Origin of the sequence: Lysinibacillus sphaericus, assembly GCF_002982115.1 — a bacterium.
GTDB classification, from domain to species: domain Bacteria; phylum Bacillota; class Bacilli; order Bacillales_A; family Planococcaceae; genus Lysinibacillus; species Lysinibacillus sphaericus.
Map to the genome: position 1 here is coordinate 4181323 of NZ_CP019980.1, position 18826 is coordinate 4200148.

Below are 18826 nucleotides of genomic sequence, written 5' to 3' on the forward strand. Positions count from 1 at the left end.
AGTTAAAATGAAGAGAAAGCGGGGATAGTTCTCCCCCGCTTCAGCTCAAATGTAACATGACATATGCATTATTTTTCTAAAAGCTCTGCGCCCCAAGAATCTTTAATTTCAATCCCTAATTCATCAGCAACTTTTTTGTTCACTACTAATTTTAAGTTTTGTGGATATTGAGCTGGTGTATCAGCAGGTGTTGCTTCACCTTTTAAGATTTTGACAGCCATTTGACCAGCTTCATAGCCGATATCATAGTACTCAAAGCCGTATGCAGCTAAGCCACCACGTTCTACAGAATCAAGCTCACCAACAATAAGCGGTAATTTATTTGCTTTTGCTACATCAATAACAGATTCTAATGCAGAAACAACTGTATTATCCGTAATAATATAAAAAGCCTCTACTTTACCAATTAACGATTCAGCCGCTTGTTTAACATCCGCTGAAGTTGCAGCTGAAGCCTCTTTTACTTCAAGACCTTGTTCAGCCATCACTTTTTTCACTTCTGTTACTTGTGCTACTGAATTTTGCTCACCAGCATTGTAAACCATACCGACGTTTTTAGCGCCAAGTTCTTTTAATAATGCTACCGTTTTAGAAATCGTATCAGGATGTAAATCAATTGTTCCCGTTACATTTTTCCCTGGTTTGTCCATCGAATCAATTAACTGCGCGCCCACTGCATCTGTCACAGAAGTAAAGATAATTGGAATATCGCCCGTTGCCGTAGCTGCTGCTTGTGCAGAAGGTGTAGAGTTAGCAAAAATTAAATCTACGTTTGCACTTACTAGGTTATTGGCAATTGTTGTATTTAAGCTGTTATCACCTTGTGCAATTTGTGCATCATATTCCACTTTTAAGCCCGAATCCTCAATCGCTTTTTTGAACCCTTCTGTTGCAGCATTTAAAGATGGATGCTCTACAATTTGAGTAATCCCGATTTTATATGTTTTTTGATCTACACTACCGCTCTCACTTGCACTATTTTTTTCGTCACCTTTTGCATCTGATGAACTAGAACTACCGCTACCACAAGCAGCAAGCAATAATAATAATCCAAATAATAGGAACGAAAGCTGTTTCATATTGCGCTTCACAAATAATCCCCCCGACTAATACTCTATTATCTATCACACTTCACTCGAGCAAAGTGTGAATGTATCGCTATATTATCGTTATTATCGCTATTCGTCAACAACATTATGAATGTTCTGACTTTTAAATTTGACAAAATATTTTACTTTTTCACTTAATTTGTCGCTTTAAACCGCTAAACTACTACATTTCTTAATTTATAATTCTTTTGTAATATAATAATAATTGTATGGCAATTTTTCGAAAGTTAAAGGTTGCCTTCATAATCCAAAAATCGATAAGAGCATAATAGAATTTGGGACAAAAGAGAAAAGCGTTAAATTGACCGCAGTCAATCTAACGCTTTTTTACTATATCGTTGATGTCCACTTCGGATGGTGCTTTCCGGGGGCACACCGTAAGCAGCAAGAATGCGAGGTGTCCTCATCTTGCATTGAGTGCACGTCTTGCCTTCACTGCGCCATTTAATTAACTACTTACAGATTCAATAGTAGCAAAAATTCGCGAGTAAACATCTTGAATATTCTGTTTCTTTTCCAACTTATATCTCCATGTATGTTCTTTAATTTTCTCATCAGTTCCTAAATCGAGAAACCCTGTTGCGAAATTAGCAGGGTCAACATCAATAATATCATCATACTGAACACCTTCATTGACAAATGGTACATGTACTTTAGTCGATTGCATAAAAAATGTAGGAATTTTTAACGACCTATAAGCAGCTACATATTGGTCATCATCTGCTTCATGTAAAAATTCTTTCATAATCATAATGGCATCTAGCTCTTTAGATAGGGATTCCGTATTATTTTTTAACTTCTCAAAAGTAATATCTTGAAAATCTATATTTTCTTCCCTTACTTCTGGAATCGCCCCAATTACCCCAATTTTTAAATCCCGCCCTTGGTAAATGCCAAATTCTGTATTGTTACACCCAACGAGACAGATTAAAACCCAGATAAGCAAAGATGCAATTTTCTTCAAACGACATCCCTCCAGTTACGGATAATATCATTTTACTTTATCCTATCTAATAACCTAACACATCCCGTTTTGTCCTTAAGATTGTTAACGATGCATAATAATTACTAGTTAAGGCAACTGAATAAGTAGCACTAAAAACTGTAGTGACTCCAGCAGTGCCTGTATGTGTAGTTGATGTAGATTCATAAAAGTTTCCATTCACTGTATAATAAAAGTGACCATTGTATAATTCAACTACTATTGTACCATCGAAAGAAATTGGATTTGCTCGAAACTCTTGAAGAAGTGGCTTCGTATTTGTATCTATATATTGCGCACCACCACGGCACACATTCACATACACAAGAAGAGTTGGTTTATAGGATCTATTTGGAATTATTACTGGTGTACTTGTAGCTAACCATCCACAAGACGGATTTGATGTAACAGACCTTGCTATTGGCTTAGCTTGTGCTAAACTATCTGACATTGCCTGGTAAGCTTCGTCTAAAGAAACACCTTTTATTTCTGCATAATGTTCAGCTACTTGTTCATCGGTTAGTTCTATCGTAAATTCTTCACCTGAGTTTAAGATTGCATCCAACTCTTCCTCACTCATATTTTTCCCATCTAATATTTTAATTATGTTTGAATTAGTTTCATCATTAGCCTTTACATCCGAATCAACTAATGGAAAAAAAATCAAAAGAAATAGTGTGAGTTTAAGTATCCTCATCATGCTTTGCACCCCTTTTTCCTTTTCAAATTCAACTTTAATTTATTAAGTCATCTGAAATGGTTGCTATAGCAAATTTAAATATACTCGAGTTAATTTAATTTTATCGAAAACAGTACCGACATTTCAACCGACATTTTTTCTGTCGGTACACCCGTTCTTTATCCTTAAAAACAGGAAATTTTTACATCCCACACAAAAGATGAAATACTACGAATATTCGTGCTATATCTATTTTTCATAGAGCTATTTACAAACCCGCACCATTACTGATATGATTGCTCTTGCTCTACGTGGTTCGTAACCATCCCACGAAAAAAAACTAAGGAGAAATGAATATGAAAGTGAAATTTTTAGCAGCAAGTGGCATTATTGCCGCGCTCTATATTGCTGTTACAATGCTCGTCGCACCATTTGGTTTTACAGAGGTGCAATTCCGCGTATCGGAAATTTTTAATCATTTAGTTGCCTTTAACCCTCGCTTTGCCGTTGGGATTATTATGGGTGTGTTTATTTCAAATCTATTTTCACCACTTGGTGCCTATGATTTAGTGTTTGGCGTTGGACAGACAATGATTACGCTTGGCTTGTTAATTGTGATTTGTAAATTTGTCCAAAATATATGGGCGCGTTTAATCATAAACACATTTTTATTTACATCCACAATGTTTATCATTGCCTTCGAGCTGAACTTAGCATTAGAATTACCATTCCTGTGGACATGGTTAACTGTCGCAGCTGGTGAATTTGTTGTATTAGCAGTCGGTGCACCGATTATGTATATGCTCAACAAGCGCCTAAATTTCAAAAATATGATTTAATAGACGAGTCTTTTCGATTCGTCTTTTTTTTACTTTCGGGCGCACTCCCCCTGCTTCTCCTCTTACAATTAAGGCTACAAAAGTATTTTTTCTTTTTCTTGACACTATTCTGAAAATATATTAAAATTTTTCAATAATAAATGTGTAGAAGAAGAGGAGTAGCAAGCAATCGTACTTTTAGAGAGCTGATGGTTGGTGCAAATCAGTAGTATGGACTTGTGAATGGACTTCGGAGCAGCCTTACTAAAATAAGGTCGAACTAACTCCCCGTTACAGGAGTACAAGCGCGCATTTTTGCGAATAAAGGTGGCACCACGGTTACTCGTCCTTTTTATAGAGGATTGGAGTGACCTTTTTTTATGGAAAATTTAGAATAGAGGAGTCGAGAACAGATGGGTACAGCAGTAGAGCAAAAAGGATATTTTGGTGAATTTGGAGGCAGCTTCGTTCCTGAAGAGCTTCAAAATGTATTAAATATTTTAGATGAGAACTTCCAAAAATATAAAGATGATGAAGCGTTTAATCAAGAACTAGACTATTATTTCCGTGAATATATTGGCCGAAAATCGCCACTGTATTTTGCAGAAAATTTAACGAAGCAACTTGGCGGCGCTAAAATTTATTTAAAGCGTGAAGATTTAAATCATACTGGTTCACATAAAATCAATAATGTACTAGGTCAAATTTTACTTGCAAAACGCATGGGCGCTAATCGTGTTATTGCTGAGACGGGCGCAGGTCAACACGGTGTTGCAACAGCAACTGCTTGCGCTATGTTTGGCATGGATTGCACAGTCTACATGGGACTAGAAGATACAAAACGACAAGCATTAAATGTATTCCGTATGGAGTTATTAGGTGCTAAAGTTGTTGCCGTTGATAAAGGCCAAGGTCGTCTGAAAGATGCCGTAGACGAAGCATTTGCTGATTTAGTAGAAAACTATGAAACAACTTTCTATTTATTAGGCTCTGCAGTAGGACCGCATCCATTCCCTTCAATGGTGAAACATTTCCAATCAGTGATTAGCCGTGAGAGTCGTGAGCAAATTTTAGAAAAAGAAGGCAAACTCCCTACAGCAGTTCTTGCATGTGTCGGTGGCGGTAGTAATGCAATCGGTGCATTTGCAGAATATATCGATGATGAAGGCGTTCGTTTAATCGGTATCGAACCAGAAAAAGCAGCAACATTAAATGAAGGTACTCCTGGTGAATTGCATGGTTTTAAATGTTTAGTATTGCAAGATGCACAAGGTAATCCATTACCAACATATTCAATTGCAGCTGGTCTTGACTACCCTGGGGCTGGCCCTGAACATAGTTATTTAAAAACAATTGGCCGCGCTGAATATGTAATCGTATCAAATGACGAAGTGCTAGAAGCATTCCAAGTACTTTCAAAAGTGGAGGGAATTATCCCTGCGCTAGAGAGCTCGCATGCTGTAGCACATGCTATAAAATTAGCACCAACACTATCACCTGACGAAAGTATTATTATTAATATCTCAGGTCGTGGAGATAAAGACGTTGAACAAGTATTCAATATGTTAAAAAATAAAGCTACACTATAAATTACTTTTTTTACATTCAGATGCGTTCCGCGGGCACATGGCAAGCCACAACTCGTATCATATCGATAAAAAAGACAAAGCAGGCTTGGACAAAAGAGAAAAGGTGTTAGATTGATGGCAGTCAATCTAACACCTTTTTTTGCTGCGCCGTTGTTGTCCGCTTCGGCGGTGCGTTCCGCTCAGCACAGTAAGCTGCAACCCTCGCTAATGCGCGGAATGACAGCGTCTTACGGTGTGTGCGTTCTAAGCAGGAGTCACCGCCCTCGCTACCAACAACTAGTGAACACTTCTAATTTTTTATTTTTGCAAAAGCAAGAATGGCTAAGTTCCCATAATAGCAAAAATTTACGAACACCTTTCCTCTGTTCCTTAATTTTTTTTAGTTATGTCCTAGCCTCTTTTCCTATTACACAAGCATATTTAGCTTCGGATAAATTTCCGCTACATTGTCACGTAACTTAGCTTTTAAGAACTTTCCTACAGATGTTTTTGGGATTTCATCTAAAAAGACAATATCGTCTGGCACCCACCATTTCGCAAATTGACTTTCTAGAAATGCTAGCAATTCTTCTTCCGTTGCTGCCATCCCTTCCTTTAAAACGACGCAGGCTAGTGGACGTTCTTGCCATTTGGCATGTGGAATTGCAATAACTGCTGCTTCAAATATAGCATCATGCGTCATTAGTGCATTTTCCAAATCTACAGAAGAAATCCACTCACCACCAGATTTAATTAAGTCTTTTGTTCGGTCAGTAATTTTAATAAAGCCGTCCGCCGTACGAACCGCAATATCTCCTGTAAATAACCAGCCATCTCGATAGGCATCTTTTGTACGCTCATCTCGATAATATTCATGTGAAATCCACGGACCACGTAAACGTAATTCGCCCATGGTCTCACCATCCCATGGCACTTCTCCATGATCATTAATAATACTTGACTCAATCCCAGCCATTGTCATTCCTTGCGTAGCACGAGCTTCAATACGTTTTTCAATCGGCCATTCTTCCATCCATGACATATAATTTGATAACGCAACGATTGGCGTTGTCTCCGTCATACCATAGACAACGATGTATGGAATACCGTATTTTTCTTCAAACGTACGGATTAAACGTGTTGGTGAAGCTGAACCACCACAACAAATCGCGCGAAGCGAACTGATATCTCGCTCACGCTTCTCCTGCTCTTGTAATGCTCCAATCCAAATGGTAGGCACACCTGCAGTCAATGTCACCTTTTCTTGCTCCACTAAATCTAAAATCAAATCAGAAGTAAATTGAGGCCCTGGCAGTACTTGGGTTGCACCGACATTGACACTTGCAAATGGCAACCCCCAAGCATTTGCATGAAACATTGGCACAATTGGCATCACAACATCGCGCTCTGAAATACCCATGGAGTCGGACATACTTAGCATCATACTGTGTAACACTAAGCCACGATGTGAATAAACCACCCCTTTTGGATTTCCTGTTGTGGCACTTGTATAACACATACCAGCAGGTGCTTCTTCCTCTAAATCATCTGGAAATTCGAAGTTTTCATCTGCAGCAGCTAATAATTCTTCATAGGATAAAGCATTCGGTAACGTTGTCTCTGGTAACGTCTCTTCATCAGTCATAATAATATAATGTTTTACTGTTTTTAACTCACTAGCAATATTTTCTATGATAGGGAGCAAATCAACATCAATCATTAAAATCTCATCCTCGGCATGGTTAATGATATAAATTAAATGCTCTTCAGATAAGCGAATATTCACCATATGCAAAATGGCACCAGAACATGGCACTGCAAAATACGCCTCTAAGTGGCGATGCTGATTCCACGCGAAGGAACCAATCTTTTTCCCCTTTTCCATCCCCAGCTTTGTCAGCGCATCTGCTAAACGACGCGTCCTTTTCGCCCATTCTCCATATGTTAAACGGTGAATTTTATGTGCACTTGTACGCGACACGATTGTCTTTCTAGCGAAGTAACTCTCAGCTCGCTTAAAAAAGTTTGTTAATACTAATGGTGTTTGCATCATATTACATCCATCCCTTCTTCTAAGTGAATTCCCCCAAACACTTGTAGAACATCTATGTATTCTTTAACAGAATACTATTAATATTCTGAATATGATTATATTAGAAAATTAATCATTATGCTATATATTCCAAAAATTTTCTTTTTTATACTCTGTTTTTCTATCCTGTTTTTTATTGAATAGTGCCACGTCAACAAAAAACAGGTAAAGAAAAACAATGTCGTTTCTCTTTACCTGCGTTAATTTATTTTCATTTGAAAAAGCTTTTATTTTTATGAAATAGCCTTCTTTTGCAGTTTAATTTTTAATTTCTCCAACATATCGATAGTCATCTTGGCTAAATCATATTCTGCTTTAAAGCCCCATTCATTTTTGGCTGCATCAACATTGATAGAATTTGGCCAACTATCCGCAATTGCTTGACGAATCGGATCGACGTTATAATCCATTCGGAATTGTGGCAAATGTTTTTTAATTTCGGCTGCAATTTGTGATGGTTCAAAGCTCATCGCAGTAATATTAAATGCATTGCGATGAATTAGTTTACTACTATCAGCCTCCATTAAATCCACAATCGCTTGTAACGCATCTGGCATATACATCATATCCATATACGTTCCTTCTTGAATATATGATGTATACTTCCCTTGTTCAATCGCTTCGTAGAAGATTTCTACGGCATAATCCGTTGTACCACCGCCAGGAGGCGTTACATAAGAAATCAATCCTGGGAAGCGTACACCACGTGTATCTACCCCAAAACGATTGAAATAATAGTCACATAATAATTCTCCCCCGACTTTATTTACACCATACATCGTTGTTGGACGCTGTAATGTATCTTGTGGCGTATCATCCTTAGGTGTTGTTGGACCGAATGCACCAATAGAACTCGGCGTGAAAAATTGTAACTTCAACTCACGCGACACTTCTAATGCATTCATTAAACCACCCATATTTAAATTCCAAGCAAGCAATGGATTTCTTTCTGCAGTTGCAGATAGTAGTGCAGCTAAATGCATCATCGTATCTGCACCAAAATCCTTAGCTAAATCATGCATCCTTTGTCCATCCGTCACGTCCAGCACTTCGAATGGCCCCTTTGTATGTTCAAGCTTTCGTATATCTGTAGCTAACACATTGTCCTCTCCATAAATACTACGAAGTTTTTCTACTAGCTCAGAGCCTATTTGACCAAGAGCACCTGTAACCATAATCTTTTCCATTTCTCCAAACCTCCACATATGAACAATTGTACTTCTCAGGAGTACAATATTTTATACTGAAACATTGATTTAATAACACTTCTGATGCATTTCATTATAATGTGTTCATATAAAAAATACAACAACAATCTATACGAGTTTCAAAAAAGGACGTAAATTTCCTTGTTATCAGTATATGGTTTTTGATAAATCTTGTGCTGTCTCACAACACAAAAATACATTTGTACTTTCCAAAAATACAATAATCTATTTTTCATAAAAAAAGAACCTCTTTACACATACATAAAGAGGTTCAACTTTTTTTCTTGTTCCATTAAATTGAAAAACGTTTAACAGCAATTTGCAACACCTTTGAAACTTTTCGTAATTCCTTAATCGTATGATGAAATTGTTGCTGTGCATTTAATTGATCTGTCGTTAACTTCGCTACATGTTTAGTCGAGGCTGCATTCGTATCTGAAAGAGCTGTTAACATACCTGCATCTTCGTTAACCTTCTTTGTATGTTCAGCTATATCTTGCACTGTCGTCGATACTTCTACAATATATGGCTGAATGATATTGACCTTTTCTAATATTTGATCGAAGCTTGTTGCAGTTTCTGACGTTACATTTACACCTTTTTCTGTAGCACTTAGTACACCTTCCATCATCTTTACAGCGTAGTGAGAATCGGTTTGGATATTTTGTACAATGGACGTAATTGTTTGAGTTGAATGTACTGTTTGCTCAGCTAGTTTACGTACTTCGTTGGCGACGATGGCAAACCCTTGTCCGTGTTCGCCAGCTCTCGCCGCTTCGATGGACGCATTTAGCGCCAGTAAATTGGTTTGGGCAGTTATTTTTTCAATCACTTCAACCATATGGTCGATTGTAGAGGCTCTTTCCACTAGTTTAAAAATAGCTATATTTGATTTTTCAACAGCGCGCTTTATGGCTTGAATTTGGGTTAAATTCGCCTGTACAATATCTGTACCACTTTCTGCTTCACGGGCAGTCTCATGTGCAAAGCTCTCTACAAGCTGCACTTTTTCTAAGACAATCTGTACACCGTTTAATACTTCTTCTAATGAGGCAGAATTGGACGCTAATTTACTAGTAGATGCAGTGGTCAAATCTGCAATACTCTGCACATCCTTTGCTATTTTTACTGTAGCTGTAGAAGATCGCTCCGAGGATTCTTGTAAATTTTCCGTCATTCCTGCAACCTCTTGCGCACTATTTGTAACCGTATGTAACAATCGCTTTACTTCTGTTGCCATCTGATTATATGACAATACAACTTCTCCAAGCTCATCATGCGCCACATAGCTCGCATTGGCTGTAAAATCACCTTGTTCTGCACGTTTTAATAGTGATTTCAATTGACGTGTCGGTACATTAACAGCCTTCGTTGCGATGAAACCAATGAAAACGACTAATAGTACGACAAATGTACAAACACTCCCCAATAACCAATAACCAAATTGCACATCCTTTTGGTACGCTTGTTGCTGTTCATCAGCTCTTTGAACTAAATAACTCTGCGTCTCTTCTAAAATTGCATGGCTTTGTTGGCTAACCGGTAAATAGGACTGCTCATAAAACTGCTGCCGTTTTTGCGTATTTAACTGTTGATAACTTTCAACTAATTCTATCTGCTGTGAGAATACCGAATTATACTTCTTTACTTGATGATTCATTTTTTTATCAATTACTATTTTTTCTAAATTACTTAAAGGCTGTTCAATATTTTTTAGTATAGCTGCCATCTCTTGATATTCGCCACCTGAATCCATTAAATAATCCAAGTGTCGTTGCGCTTCCTCAAGCTCATTAAGCCATCCAATCGGTACAAGTGCCTCGGTATAACTTTCGCTTGCATGCCATGACATTTTCCGTAAATAATCCACACTAAATATACCGAGTAGGACATTCGATAGTACACAAACAATCATGAGTACAAGCAGCTTATCTTTTACCTTAATATAACGAAAAAAATGCATTATTTTCGGCTCCTTCTCCAACTATTACCATTAATCATAGTATGGAGATATAAAGCTAGTGTTATGTTTTTGTAAAATTTTCTAACAGAATTATAGAACATTCGATTCTTTAATAAATTCGACACAATATAAAAACTTGCGCAACCTTCTTTACATTCTATCGTTTACTATTAATAGATAATTTTTACAATTATGAAGGAGAGGTGTTTGACTGTTGCATTTAAAAAAATTAGATAGCAGTTTAGCAATAAGTCTATTGTTGCTAGGTATTACTAGTTGCCTCTTCGTACACTCTAGCAGTACAGCGTTTGAACAGTATGCAAGTTTGTTTATCATAAAGCAATTTATCTATTATAGTTTGGGCTTTTTAATGATGTATGGTGTAGCAACACTTGATATTGAGCAACTAAAAAAAATCGGCTGGCCCTTTTATTGGGTTATAGTAGCGCTAACATTCGGATTATTTATTGCACCTGAAAGCATCGCGCGCACCATAAATGAAGCAAAATCTTGGTATCAAATTCCACTTTTAGGGTCGTTACAACCCTCTGAATTTTTGAAGTTCGCATTTTTAATTGTTGTCAGTAAAGTGATTGTCGCCCATCAAGCAAAATATGTGCGTCCTTCCTTTTTATCAGATATGCGATTGCTATTGATGATTGGCATCATTACACTTCCACCAACACTCGCTGTATATAAGCAACCAGATACAGGCATGGTTATGTTATATATGGCGATGATATTACCGATGATTTACTTTTCAGGTATCCAAACAAAATTACTCGTCATTTTCACAGCTATTCCTGTGACCATCGTTAGTGCAATCGTTATTCTCTATGTAAAATTTAATGATTTTTTTACACAAAAAATACTAAGTAAGTTATCTGGGCATCAAGTTTCCCGTATTTACGGGTGGTTACAACCCTATGAATATACGGATTCCTCCTTTCAAACTAGACAAGGCTTTATGGCCATCGGTACAGGAGAATTTACTGGTAAAGGCTATTTACAAAATAATGTCTATGTTCCAGAAAAGCATACAGATTTTATTTTTTCTGCCATCGCTGAAGAATTAGGATTTGTTGGTGGAGCCTTTGTCATTACATTATTATTTTTTGTAATTTATCGTATTGTTCTTATTACAGTAGAAGCAAAGGATCCATTTATGACCCTTATGGGTGCGGGTATCTCCAGTTTACTAGCATTTCAAATTACACAAAATATTGGCATGACGATTGGACTTTTACCTGTAACCGGTGTAACGTTACCGTTTTTAAGTTACGGAGGTAGTTCACTACTATCAAATTTCATGTTAATGGGTATTGTTATGGTTATCCATAATTCTTATAGCGGGTATATGTTTAAAACCTCACAAGTTTAGGAGGACGCATTTATCGATGAATACTCAAGTAAAGAAGCGAATTGTATTATTACTTTTCCTGACAGGAGGCGTGTTGTGCATACTCATTCTTCGCCTAGCCTTTCTGATGCTTTAAAAGCTGTCCTGAAAGCCCTTGATAGCGACTTTTAGAGACAGCTTTCTTTGTACATAATTATATTTTTTTAATATTTTCAATAACAACTTCAATTATTTTATCTAAATCATGTTGGACAATATTAAGTGGTGGTGATAGCGTTAGAACATTGTTAAACCCTGCTACTGTTGCACCATTTTTCCCTATTATCACACCCTGCCCTTTGCATGCAGCAATGACGGCGTTCACTTTATCCACTGGTAAGGGCTCTTTTGACTCTTTATCTACGACTAATTCAATTCCTATTAATAAGCCTTTACCACGTACATCTCCAACATGTGGATGTGTTTTCAAAGCTTGCTGAAGTGTTTGAAGTGTACTAGCCCCCACTACCTTGGAGCGCTCGAATAATGCTTCTCGCTCTAGAATTTCGATATTCTTCAATGCGACAGCACAGGCTACAGGAGAGCCACCAAATGTATTGACATGGCGGAAATAACCGTATGCATCTGAACCTGTAAACGCCTCATAAATTTCGCGTTTCACTGCCGTTGCTGATAATGGTAAATACCCACTTGTAATACCTTTAGCCATTGTAATAATGTCAGGCTTCACCCCATAGTTCATAAAACCAAACGGCTTTCCTGTGCGACCAAATCCACAAATGACTTCATCGACAATCATTAATGCCCCATGTTTTTGACAAACCGCCTCGATGCCCTTCATGTAATTTTCCGGTGGCATGATTACACCACCACCCGTAATAATTGGTTCTAATATCATCGCAGCAATCGTATCGCTAAGTTCCCATGTCATCAACTTATCGACAGCCTTAACACTTGCTAGCTCAACTGGAGCTGTTGCATCATTTTCTGGATCTCGATATTGGTCTGGTGGCGCGACATGAATAAATCCTGGTGTTAGCGGTTCATATTTATATTTTCGTTCTGCTTGCCCCGTTGCAGCTAAAGCTCCAAACGAACTTCCGTGGTAAGCCCGATAGCGTGAAACAATTTTATAGCGCGCACTTTGCCCTTTCTGCTGATGGTATTGGCGGGCAATTTTAAATGCCGTTTCATTTGCTTCAGAACCACTATTCGAAAAGAAAATAACATAATCGCCACCAAGCATTTGATTAATCTTTTCAGCTAATTCAACTGCAGGTAAATGCCCTTGCGATAGAGGTGCATAGGCGTTTTTCATCATCTGCTCATGTGCAACATCTGCTAATTCCTTCCGTCCATAGCCTGCATTGACACACCATAAACCTGCCATCGCATCAATGTATTCAATACCTTCCGTATCAACGATTCTTGCCCCATCCGATTTCTCTACTACATAAGTGGCTTGCGGATTATAAGGCTTCATTGAATGCCAGACATACTGTTCATCCTTTTTTAATACGTCACTCTTCAGATTTGTTTGAACCATTTACATGCACCCCTTTAATTTATAATGTTGTTCCATTATTAAAGCAGTTTGTATTGTTCTAGCGAATATAAAAAACGACCTGATGTCACCCCTTTTTCAAAATTACACTATTTCTTACAAAAAATTTTACAACTTTTAGCAAAACGAAGGAATAGACAACTTGTATAATTCTATGACTTTGTTTTTAACATAATGTAAAATTAGAATAAACTTTCTTTAAAGAAGATATTTCGTAAACTACTAGCTAAATATTCACAGTTGTCGTAAGTTACTATTTTTTATATCATGCAATACTTTGAGTGGAGGGCTACGATGAGTCAATTTAAACTTCAAGTGAAGGATGTATTAAAAAATGAATACTTTCAAAGTGCAGAGGTCATTGCAGGAAAAGACGGATTATTACGCATTGTTAAGTGGGCACATGTTATTGAAATTGTGCAAGTGGATAATTTCTTAGCAGGGGACGAATTAATTTTGACGACGGGGATTAGTTTACAGCATCATCTTGAGGACTTTATCTTTTTCGTCGAGATGTTAATTAAAAAAAACTGTGCAGCACTGTGCATAGAATATGGCACTTACTTACAGACAATACCTGAAGCTATACAATCACTGGCCAATCGCCATGACTTTCCAATCATTGTATTTCATGAGACAGTTCCCTTTGTTCGGATTACACAGGATTTACATAGCCAAATTATGAATCAACAATATTTCATGATTTCTTCATTAGAAAATTACGCACAAACGTTAAACAAAAATGCCCTTCATGGACAAAGTACTGATGACATTTTGCAAACAATTTATCATACATTACGTACACAAGTCATTTTTTCCATTAAAGACCGAGACGTTATCTTTTTCCCAAACATGCCTCTAGCGAAACGACAGCAATTATTAACGTTGCCACAATCAGCGCCACAATTTAAACATGCACCTATTTTTATTGTTGATCAGCATTATGCCGATTTGACCCTTTATCGAACGGATGGATTATTTTCTGAATTTGAATTACTCATTTTAGACCGCACAGCAACGGCACTCGCACAGCTTTTAATGCGTGAGTTCTATATAGAAGAAAAAAGAGATATTGAGGATGCCACTCTTTTAGCGGATTGGATTGATCACAAGCTGACGAAAGAAGAAATCTATAAATTTATCGTATCCCATCATGCTAACTTTACACACTATAGTAACGCTGTCTTTATTTTATCGTCGCCTTATACAATGATGAAAGGTCAAGAGGATATTGTTTATAGCAAACTTTACTATAGAAATTTATTTGAACAAAATGGTTTTGTCCCCTTTTTGTTCGAGCGAAAGAGCTACGTTGTATTTATCTTACTCCACACTAAAGATTGTAAAGCGAGTCGTGATTTATTAAATTCGCTCTTTTCTACGCTCCAGACAACGGATTTTTATAAAAAGCAGCAAGCACAGGGCTATCAACTAGCTATCGGTAAGATTGTGGCGGATGTCGAGGAAATTCCGAAGAGTTATCAAACCGCTTTGGAAACATTATATATTTGTCGCAAAGTTCAAACGACATCATTTTTTTATGATGACTTACATTTATATTACCTAATTTATAAATTACAAATGCAAGTAGACTTGCAAGAAGTCATTCAAGATTATTTACAGCCTGTGATTGAATATGATAAAAAATACAACAGCAAGCTATTAGAAACGCTGCAAGTCTACTTACAAACGAATGGCTCGAAACAACAAACAGCAAATCAATTGTTTATCGTGCGACAAACTCTCTATCATCGCCTAAAGAAGCTTGAAAATTTGCTAGGAGAAAATTTCATGAAAGGGCACAATCGGATTACACTTGAGTTTATGCTTCTAGCTCATTCGTTAATTGAAGATAAGAAATGAAATTAGTCAGAATTGTTCGGGTGACTGGCACCACAGGCATGTTGCGGCTTACGTTACACGCGTTCCCATAGGGGTCTTTGTGAATTTTCAGAATTTTTTAGGTGACTGGCACATGCTATATAATCCTGGTCTGCGGTCATCGTACACTGGAATTCTGCCGCGCACTTCATCGACAATTGAAAAATCAACATCAATAACTGCTACTTCTTCATCGTCTGCTCCAATCCATAACACTTCTCCCCAAGGTTGAATTACCATGGATTGCCCATTGAAGTTTTCTACTTTGTTGGCAATACGGTTAACCGCAATGACGAAGCATTGATTTTCAATCGCGCGTGCCTGCAATAATGTTTTCCAATGGTCAATACGTGGTGTTGGCCATTGGGCTGGCACGAATAACACCTTTGCGCCTGTTAATGCGTGCGCTCTCAACCATTCTGGAAAGCGAATATCATAGCAAATAACGCCTGCCGCCTCAATATCTCCTAGTGCAAAGCGATTCATTTCATCGCCTGCTTCTAAAAATAGATGTTCATCCATCAAACGGAATAAATGTGCCTTACTGTATTCGCCAACTAGTTTTCCATCTTTATCAAACGTATACATCGTATTGAAAAATTTATCGCCCTTCTTCGTTGCCACAGAGCCCCCGACAATATGTACGCCAAGTTCCATTGCTAAACCTTGTAAAAATGCTTTCGCTCGTTCTCCATCCACATCTGCAAGCTCAGGTAATTTTTCAAGCGCGTAACCTGTATTCCACATTTCTGGAAGCACAATAATTTCTGCACCTAATGTTGCAGCCTCACGAATCTTTTCTTCAGCCCTTGCAAAATTCTCTTCCACTTTGCCAAATCCTACATTTAATTGAATACAACCTATTTTCATTTTTCATTCCCCCTGTGTAAAAAATAGTTTTTAAATTCGAGGTATAAATAGCTTTAAACATTTCCAAAAGCGCTGATCCTACTACCGCTTTTCTACTGTTCATTATACTACAGTTAAAAGTGCACTAATTTAGATTTTTTGCACAATTAGTCGATTAAGCTAACTAACAGGCTCCAATTTTACTTAGACCCACTTACACTAAGAATGTATTTTTTTAACGTATGTACGGTTGAAGAAAATCAAATCCGGGTATCTGTTACTGCCCTTCCATTTTTAACGTTTAATGACAATAACCATGTTTATTGCTATATTTAATACATACAAAAACGACAGATTTCTCGATATTATACGAAGGAAGGTAACATCATTTATGGACAGTACATTAATCGCTTTTTTACCTCTTTTAAGTTTATTCATCTACATAGCGCCCGTGATTTTTATCATTTGGTTTCTCCTTAAATTTCTTAAAGTACAACAGGAACAAGTACAAATTCTTAAACGTATATCTGATAAGTTAGATCAACGCTAAAAGGATGGGATTTCCCATCTTTTTTAGTTACTCTACTATTTTTCTAAATACATATCAGTAAAATTTCTCTTTTCGTAATGACATACTTTTCTTCTATATACAATGGGGAATATGGCTTTCCAATAGAATAAAGCGCTTTATCAAAAATGCTAAATGGAAAGAAGGCGTATGATGAAAAAGAAAACAATAATTATCGGGTCTGTATGGCTATTCGTTGCCCTTCTATTACTAGGCACCTATAAATTAATGAATTCTAGAACCTATCAGTTATTCGGGAATATAACTAAACAAGTAGAGACCACCCAAAAAGTGGTCGCTTTAACTTTTGATGATGGCCCAGCAGAAAACGTCAACATAATATTACCGCTATTAGCTAAGTACAATGCTAAAGCTACCTTTTTTCTAATCGGTGAAGAAATCGAAAAGTACCCTGAAGAAACGAAAAATATTGCAAAAGAAGGACATCAAATTGGCAATCACAGCTATTCTCATCATCGAATGGTTTTCAAAAGCCTTTCTTACTACAAGGCAGAGATTGAAAAAACAGATGTATTAATTCGAAATGCTAGATTTAACGGAGAAATCGATGTTCGTCCTCCGAATGGCAAAAAATTAATCGGACTTCCTTATTACCTAAATAAACAGCATCGAGACACGATTACTTGGAATCTCGAACCCGATAGTTATTTCAATACAGTTTCAGACAAAGTAAATGATGTAAAAGAAAATATTAAGCCTGGGTCGATTATTTTGATTCATCCAATGTATGATGACACAGACAAAGTACGTCAAACAATCGAAGGCATTTTACAAGCACTTTCAAATAAAGGCTATACATTTATTACCGTAAATGAACTGCAAGATATATAACATAAAAACAGCGTTAGTTTTGAACTAATCTTCTTTTCTAGCCTGCAATATAGTGAAGCGCAACCTATTTAGCCATATAGGGTCTAGACAATCAGTTGAAAAAGTACTAGTATTTGCAACATATCTACAATAATTATTATATTCTGAAAAAGGTGAACATTCATGGAATTATCTAAAAAACTACAACAACTCCCTACTCAGTTTTTTGCAGCACTTGTGCAAAAGGTCAATGCGGCATTAGCAGAAGGACGAGACATTATTAATCTTGGGCAGGGCAACCCTGACCAGCCAACCCCTCCTCATATTATTAAAGCGCTACAAGAAGCGGCGGAAAACCCTCAGCATCATAAATACTCTCCATTTCGTGGTATAGCCGAATTACGGCAAGCTGCCGCTGATTTTTATAAACGCGAATACAATGTAACAATCAATCCCGATACAGAAGTTGCTATTTTAGGTGGTACGAAAATTGGACTTGTTGAGCTACCAATGGCTGTGCTAAACCCTGGTGATACAATGTTATTACCTGACCCTGGGTATCCCGATTATTTATCTGGAGTGGTCTTAGGAGATGTTCAATACGATGTCATGCCACTTTTTGCGGAAAATAACTTCTTGCCTGACTATGATGCATTGTCCGACGAAGTAAAGGACAGAGCTAAGCTTCTTTACTTGAATTACCCTAACAACCCTACTGGTGGAACAGCAACGCTTGAATTTTTTGAAGAAACTGTACGTTTTGCTAAAGAACATCAGATTATTGTAGCACACGATTTTGCCTATGGTGCTATTGGCTTTGATGGCAATAAACCCGTAAGCTTCTTACAGGCAGAGGGTGCCAAAGAGGTCGGCATCGAGCTATATACATTATCAAAAACTTATAATATGGCTGGCTGGCGCATCGGTTTTGCAGTCGGTAATGCTCAAATTATCGAAGCGATTAATCTTATTCAAGATCATTTATTTTGTAGCCAATTTCCAGCAGTTCAACAGGCAGCCGCTGTCGCTTTAACATCTTCACAAACTTGTGCACAAGAGCTTAGTGCGACATATGAGCGACGTCGTAACGTATTAATCGAAGAAGCACAGCGCATCGGTTGGCAAGTAACAGCGCCAAAAGGCTCGTTTTTTGCATGGCTCCCTGTTCCCTTAGGCTATACGAGCGAACAATTTGCCGATTTATTGCTCGATAAAGCTGATATTGCAGTAGCGGCTGGCAATGGCTTCGGGCAGTTCGGCGAAGGTTATGTACGTGTCGGTTTACTTGTAAGTGAGGAACGCTTACAGGAAGCGATTCGCCGTATAGAAAAACTTAATCTGTTTAAACAATAAT

14 protein-coding genes, 1 riboswitch and 1 other annotated feature are annotated in these 18826 nt (G+C 37.4%); of the genes, 6 read left to right on the forward strand and 8 right to left on the reverse strand.

Translation table 11 applies throughout. From position 1 onward, the window contains the following. Positions 1-68: 68 nt before the first annotated feature. The 3 genes from LS41612_RS20465 to LS41612_RS20475 form a co-directional block, all read right to left on the reverse strand. The gene (locus LS41612_RS20465; protein WP_024362820.1) at positions 69-1091 is read right to left on the reverse strand and encodes an ABC transporter substrate-binding protein; all 1023 of its coding nucleotides are present in this window, start codon (positions 1089-1091) and stop codon (positions 69-71) included. A 466-nt stretch (positions 1092-1557) separates the two neighbouring features. Then, positions 1558-2073, reverse strand: a complete 516-nt coding sequence (locus LS41612_RS20470; RefSeq protein WP_024362819.1) for a hypothetical protein — start codon at positions 2071-2073, stop codon at positions 1558-1560. A gap of 46 nt (positions 2074-2119) precedes the next feature. After that, positions 2120-2791 (reverse strand): hypothetical protein, encoded by a 672-nt coding sequence (locus LS41612_RS20475; protein WP_024362818.1) that lies wholly within the window; start codon positions 2789-2791, stop codon positions 2120-2122. Positions 2792-3075: 284 nt separating this feature from the next. Continuing rightward, positions 3076-3120: riboswitch (PreQ1 riboswitch) on the forward strand. A gap of 6 nt (positions 3121-3126) precedes the next feature. Here LS41612_RS20475 and LS41612_RS20480 point away from each other — a divergent pair. Both LS41612_RS20480 and trpB read left to right on the forward strand, forming a co-directional pair. After that, the gene (locus LS41612_RS20480; protein WP_024362817.1) at positions 3127-3609 is read left to right on the forward strand and encodes a QueT transporter family protein; all 483 of its coding nucleotides are present in this window, start codon (positions 3127-3129) and stop codon (positions 3607-3609) included. 136 nt (positions 3610-3745) lie between these two features. Then, positions 3746-3942, forward strand: a binding site (T-box leader). A 59-nt stretch (positions 3943-4001) separates the two neighbouring features. Further along, on the forward strand, positions 4002-5177 hold the full coding sequence (gene trpB / locus LS41612_RS20490) for a tryptophan synthase subunit beta (protein WP_024362816.1): 1176 nt from the start codon (positions 4002-4004) through the stop codon (positions 5175-5177). Between the two features lie 406 nt (positions 5178-5583). Here the strand turns inward: trpB and LS41612_RS20495 are convergent, their stop codons facing one another. The 3 genes from LS41612_RS20495 to LS41612_RS20505 all read right to left on the reverse strand — a co-directional run bounded on the left by LS41612_RS20495 (position 5584) and on the right by LS41612_RS20505 (position 10419). Further along, positions 5584-7209 (reverse strand): long-chain fatty acid--CoA ligase, encoded by a 1626-nt coding sequence (locus LS41612_RS20495; protein WP_024362815.1) that lies wholly within the window; start codon positions 7207-7209, stop codon positions 5584-5586. A gap of 272 nt (positions 7210-7481) precedes the next feature. Further along, positions 7482-8435: an L-threonine 3-dehydrogenase gene (locus LS41612_RS20500; RefSeq protein ID WP_024362814.1), complete on the reverse strand. Its 954-nt coding sequence runs from the start codon at positions 8433-8435 to the stop codon at positions 7482-7484. 313 nt (positions 8436-8748) lie between these two features. Then, entirely contained in the window at positions 8749-10419 is a 1671-nt protein-coding gene (locus LS41612_RS20505; RefSeq protein ID WP_024362813.1) for a HAMP domain-containing methyl-accepting chemotaxis protein, read from the reverse strand. A 214-nt stretch (positions 10420-10633) separates the two neighbouring features. On the opposite strand from LS41612_RS20505, the gene LS41612_RS20510 reads away from it, so the two are divergent. Continuing rightward, positions 10634-11800, forward strand: coding sequence for an FtsW/RodA/SpoVE family cell cycle protein (locus tag LS41612_RS20510; RefSeq protein ID WP_229388447.1), 1167 nt, complete (start codon positions 10634-10636; stop codon positions 11798-11800). Between the two features lie 172 nt (positions 11801-11972). Here LS41612_RS20510 and LS41612_RS20515 read toward each other — a convergent pair whose 3' ends face one another. After that, entirely contained in the window at positions 11973-13325 is a 1353-nt protein-coding gene (locus tag LS41612_RS20515; RefSeq protein WP_024362811.1) for an aspartate aminotransferase family protein, read from the reverse strand. Positions 13326-13637: 312 nt separating this feature from the next. Here LS41612_RS20515 and LS41612_RS20520 point away from each other — a divergent pair, with 312 nt between their 5' ends. Continuing rightward, positions 13638-15206, forward strand: coding sequence for a PucR family transcriptional regulator (locus LS41612_RS20520; RefSeq protein ID WP_024362810.1), 1569 nt, complete (start codon positions 13638-13640; stop codon positions 15204-15206). Positions 15207-15293: 87 nt separating this feature from the next. Here LS41612_RS20520 and LS41612_RS20525 read toward each other — a convergent pair whose 3' ends face one another. Then, positions 15294-16094, reverse strand: a complete 801-nt coding sequence (locus LS41612_RS20525) for a carbon-nitrogen family hydrolase (RefSeq protein ID WP_024362809.1) — start codon at positions 16092-16094, stop codon at positions 15294-15296. Between the two features lie 700 nt (positions 16095-16794). On the opposite strand from LS41612_RS20525, the gene LS41612_RS20530 reads away from it, so the two are divergent. Both LS41612_RS20530 and LS41612_RS20535 read left to right on the forward strand, forming a co-directional pair. Beyond that, complete coding sequence (locus LS41612_RS20530; protein WP_024362808.1) at positions 16795-17493, forward strand: polysaccharide deacetylase family protein; 699 nt, start codon at positions 16795-16797, stop codon at positions 17491-17493. A 162-nt stretch (positions 17494-17655) separates the two neighbouring features. After that, positions 17656-18825 (forward strand): pyridoxal phosphate-dependent aminotransferase, encoded by a 1170-nt coding sequence (locus LS41612_RS20535; RefSeq protein ID WP_024362807.1) that lies wholly within the window; start codon positions 17656-17658, stop codon positions 18823-18825. The last annotated feature ends 1 nt before the right edge of the window (position 18826 follow it).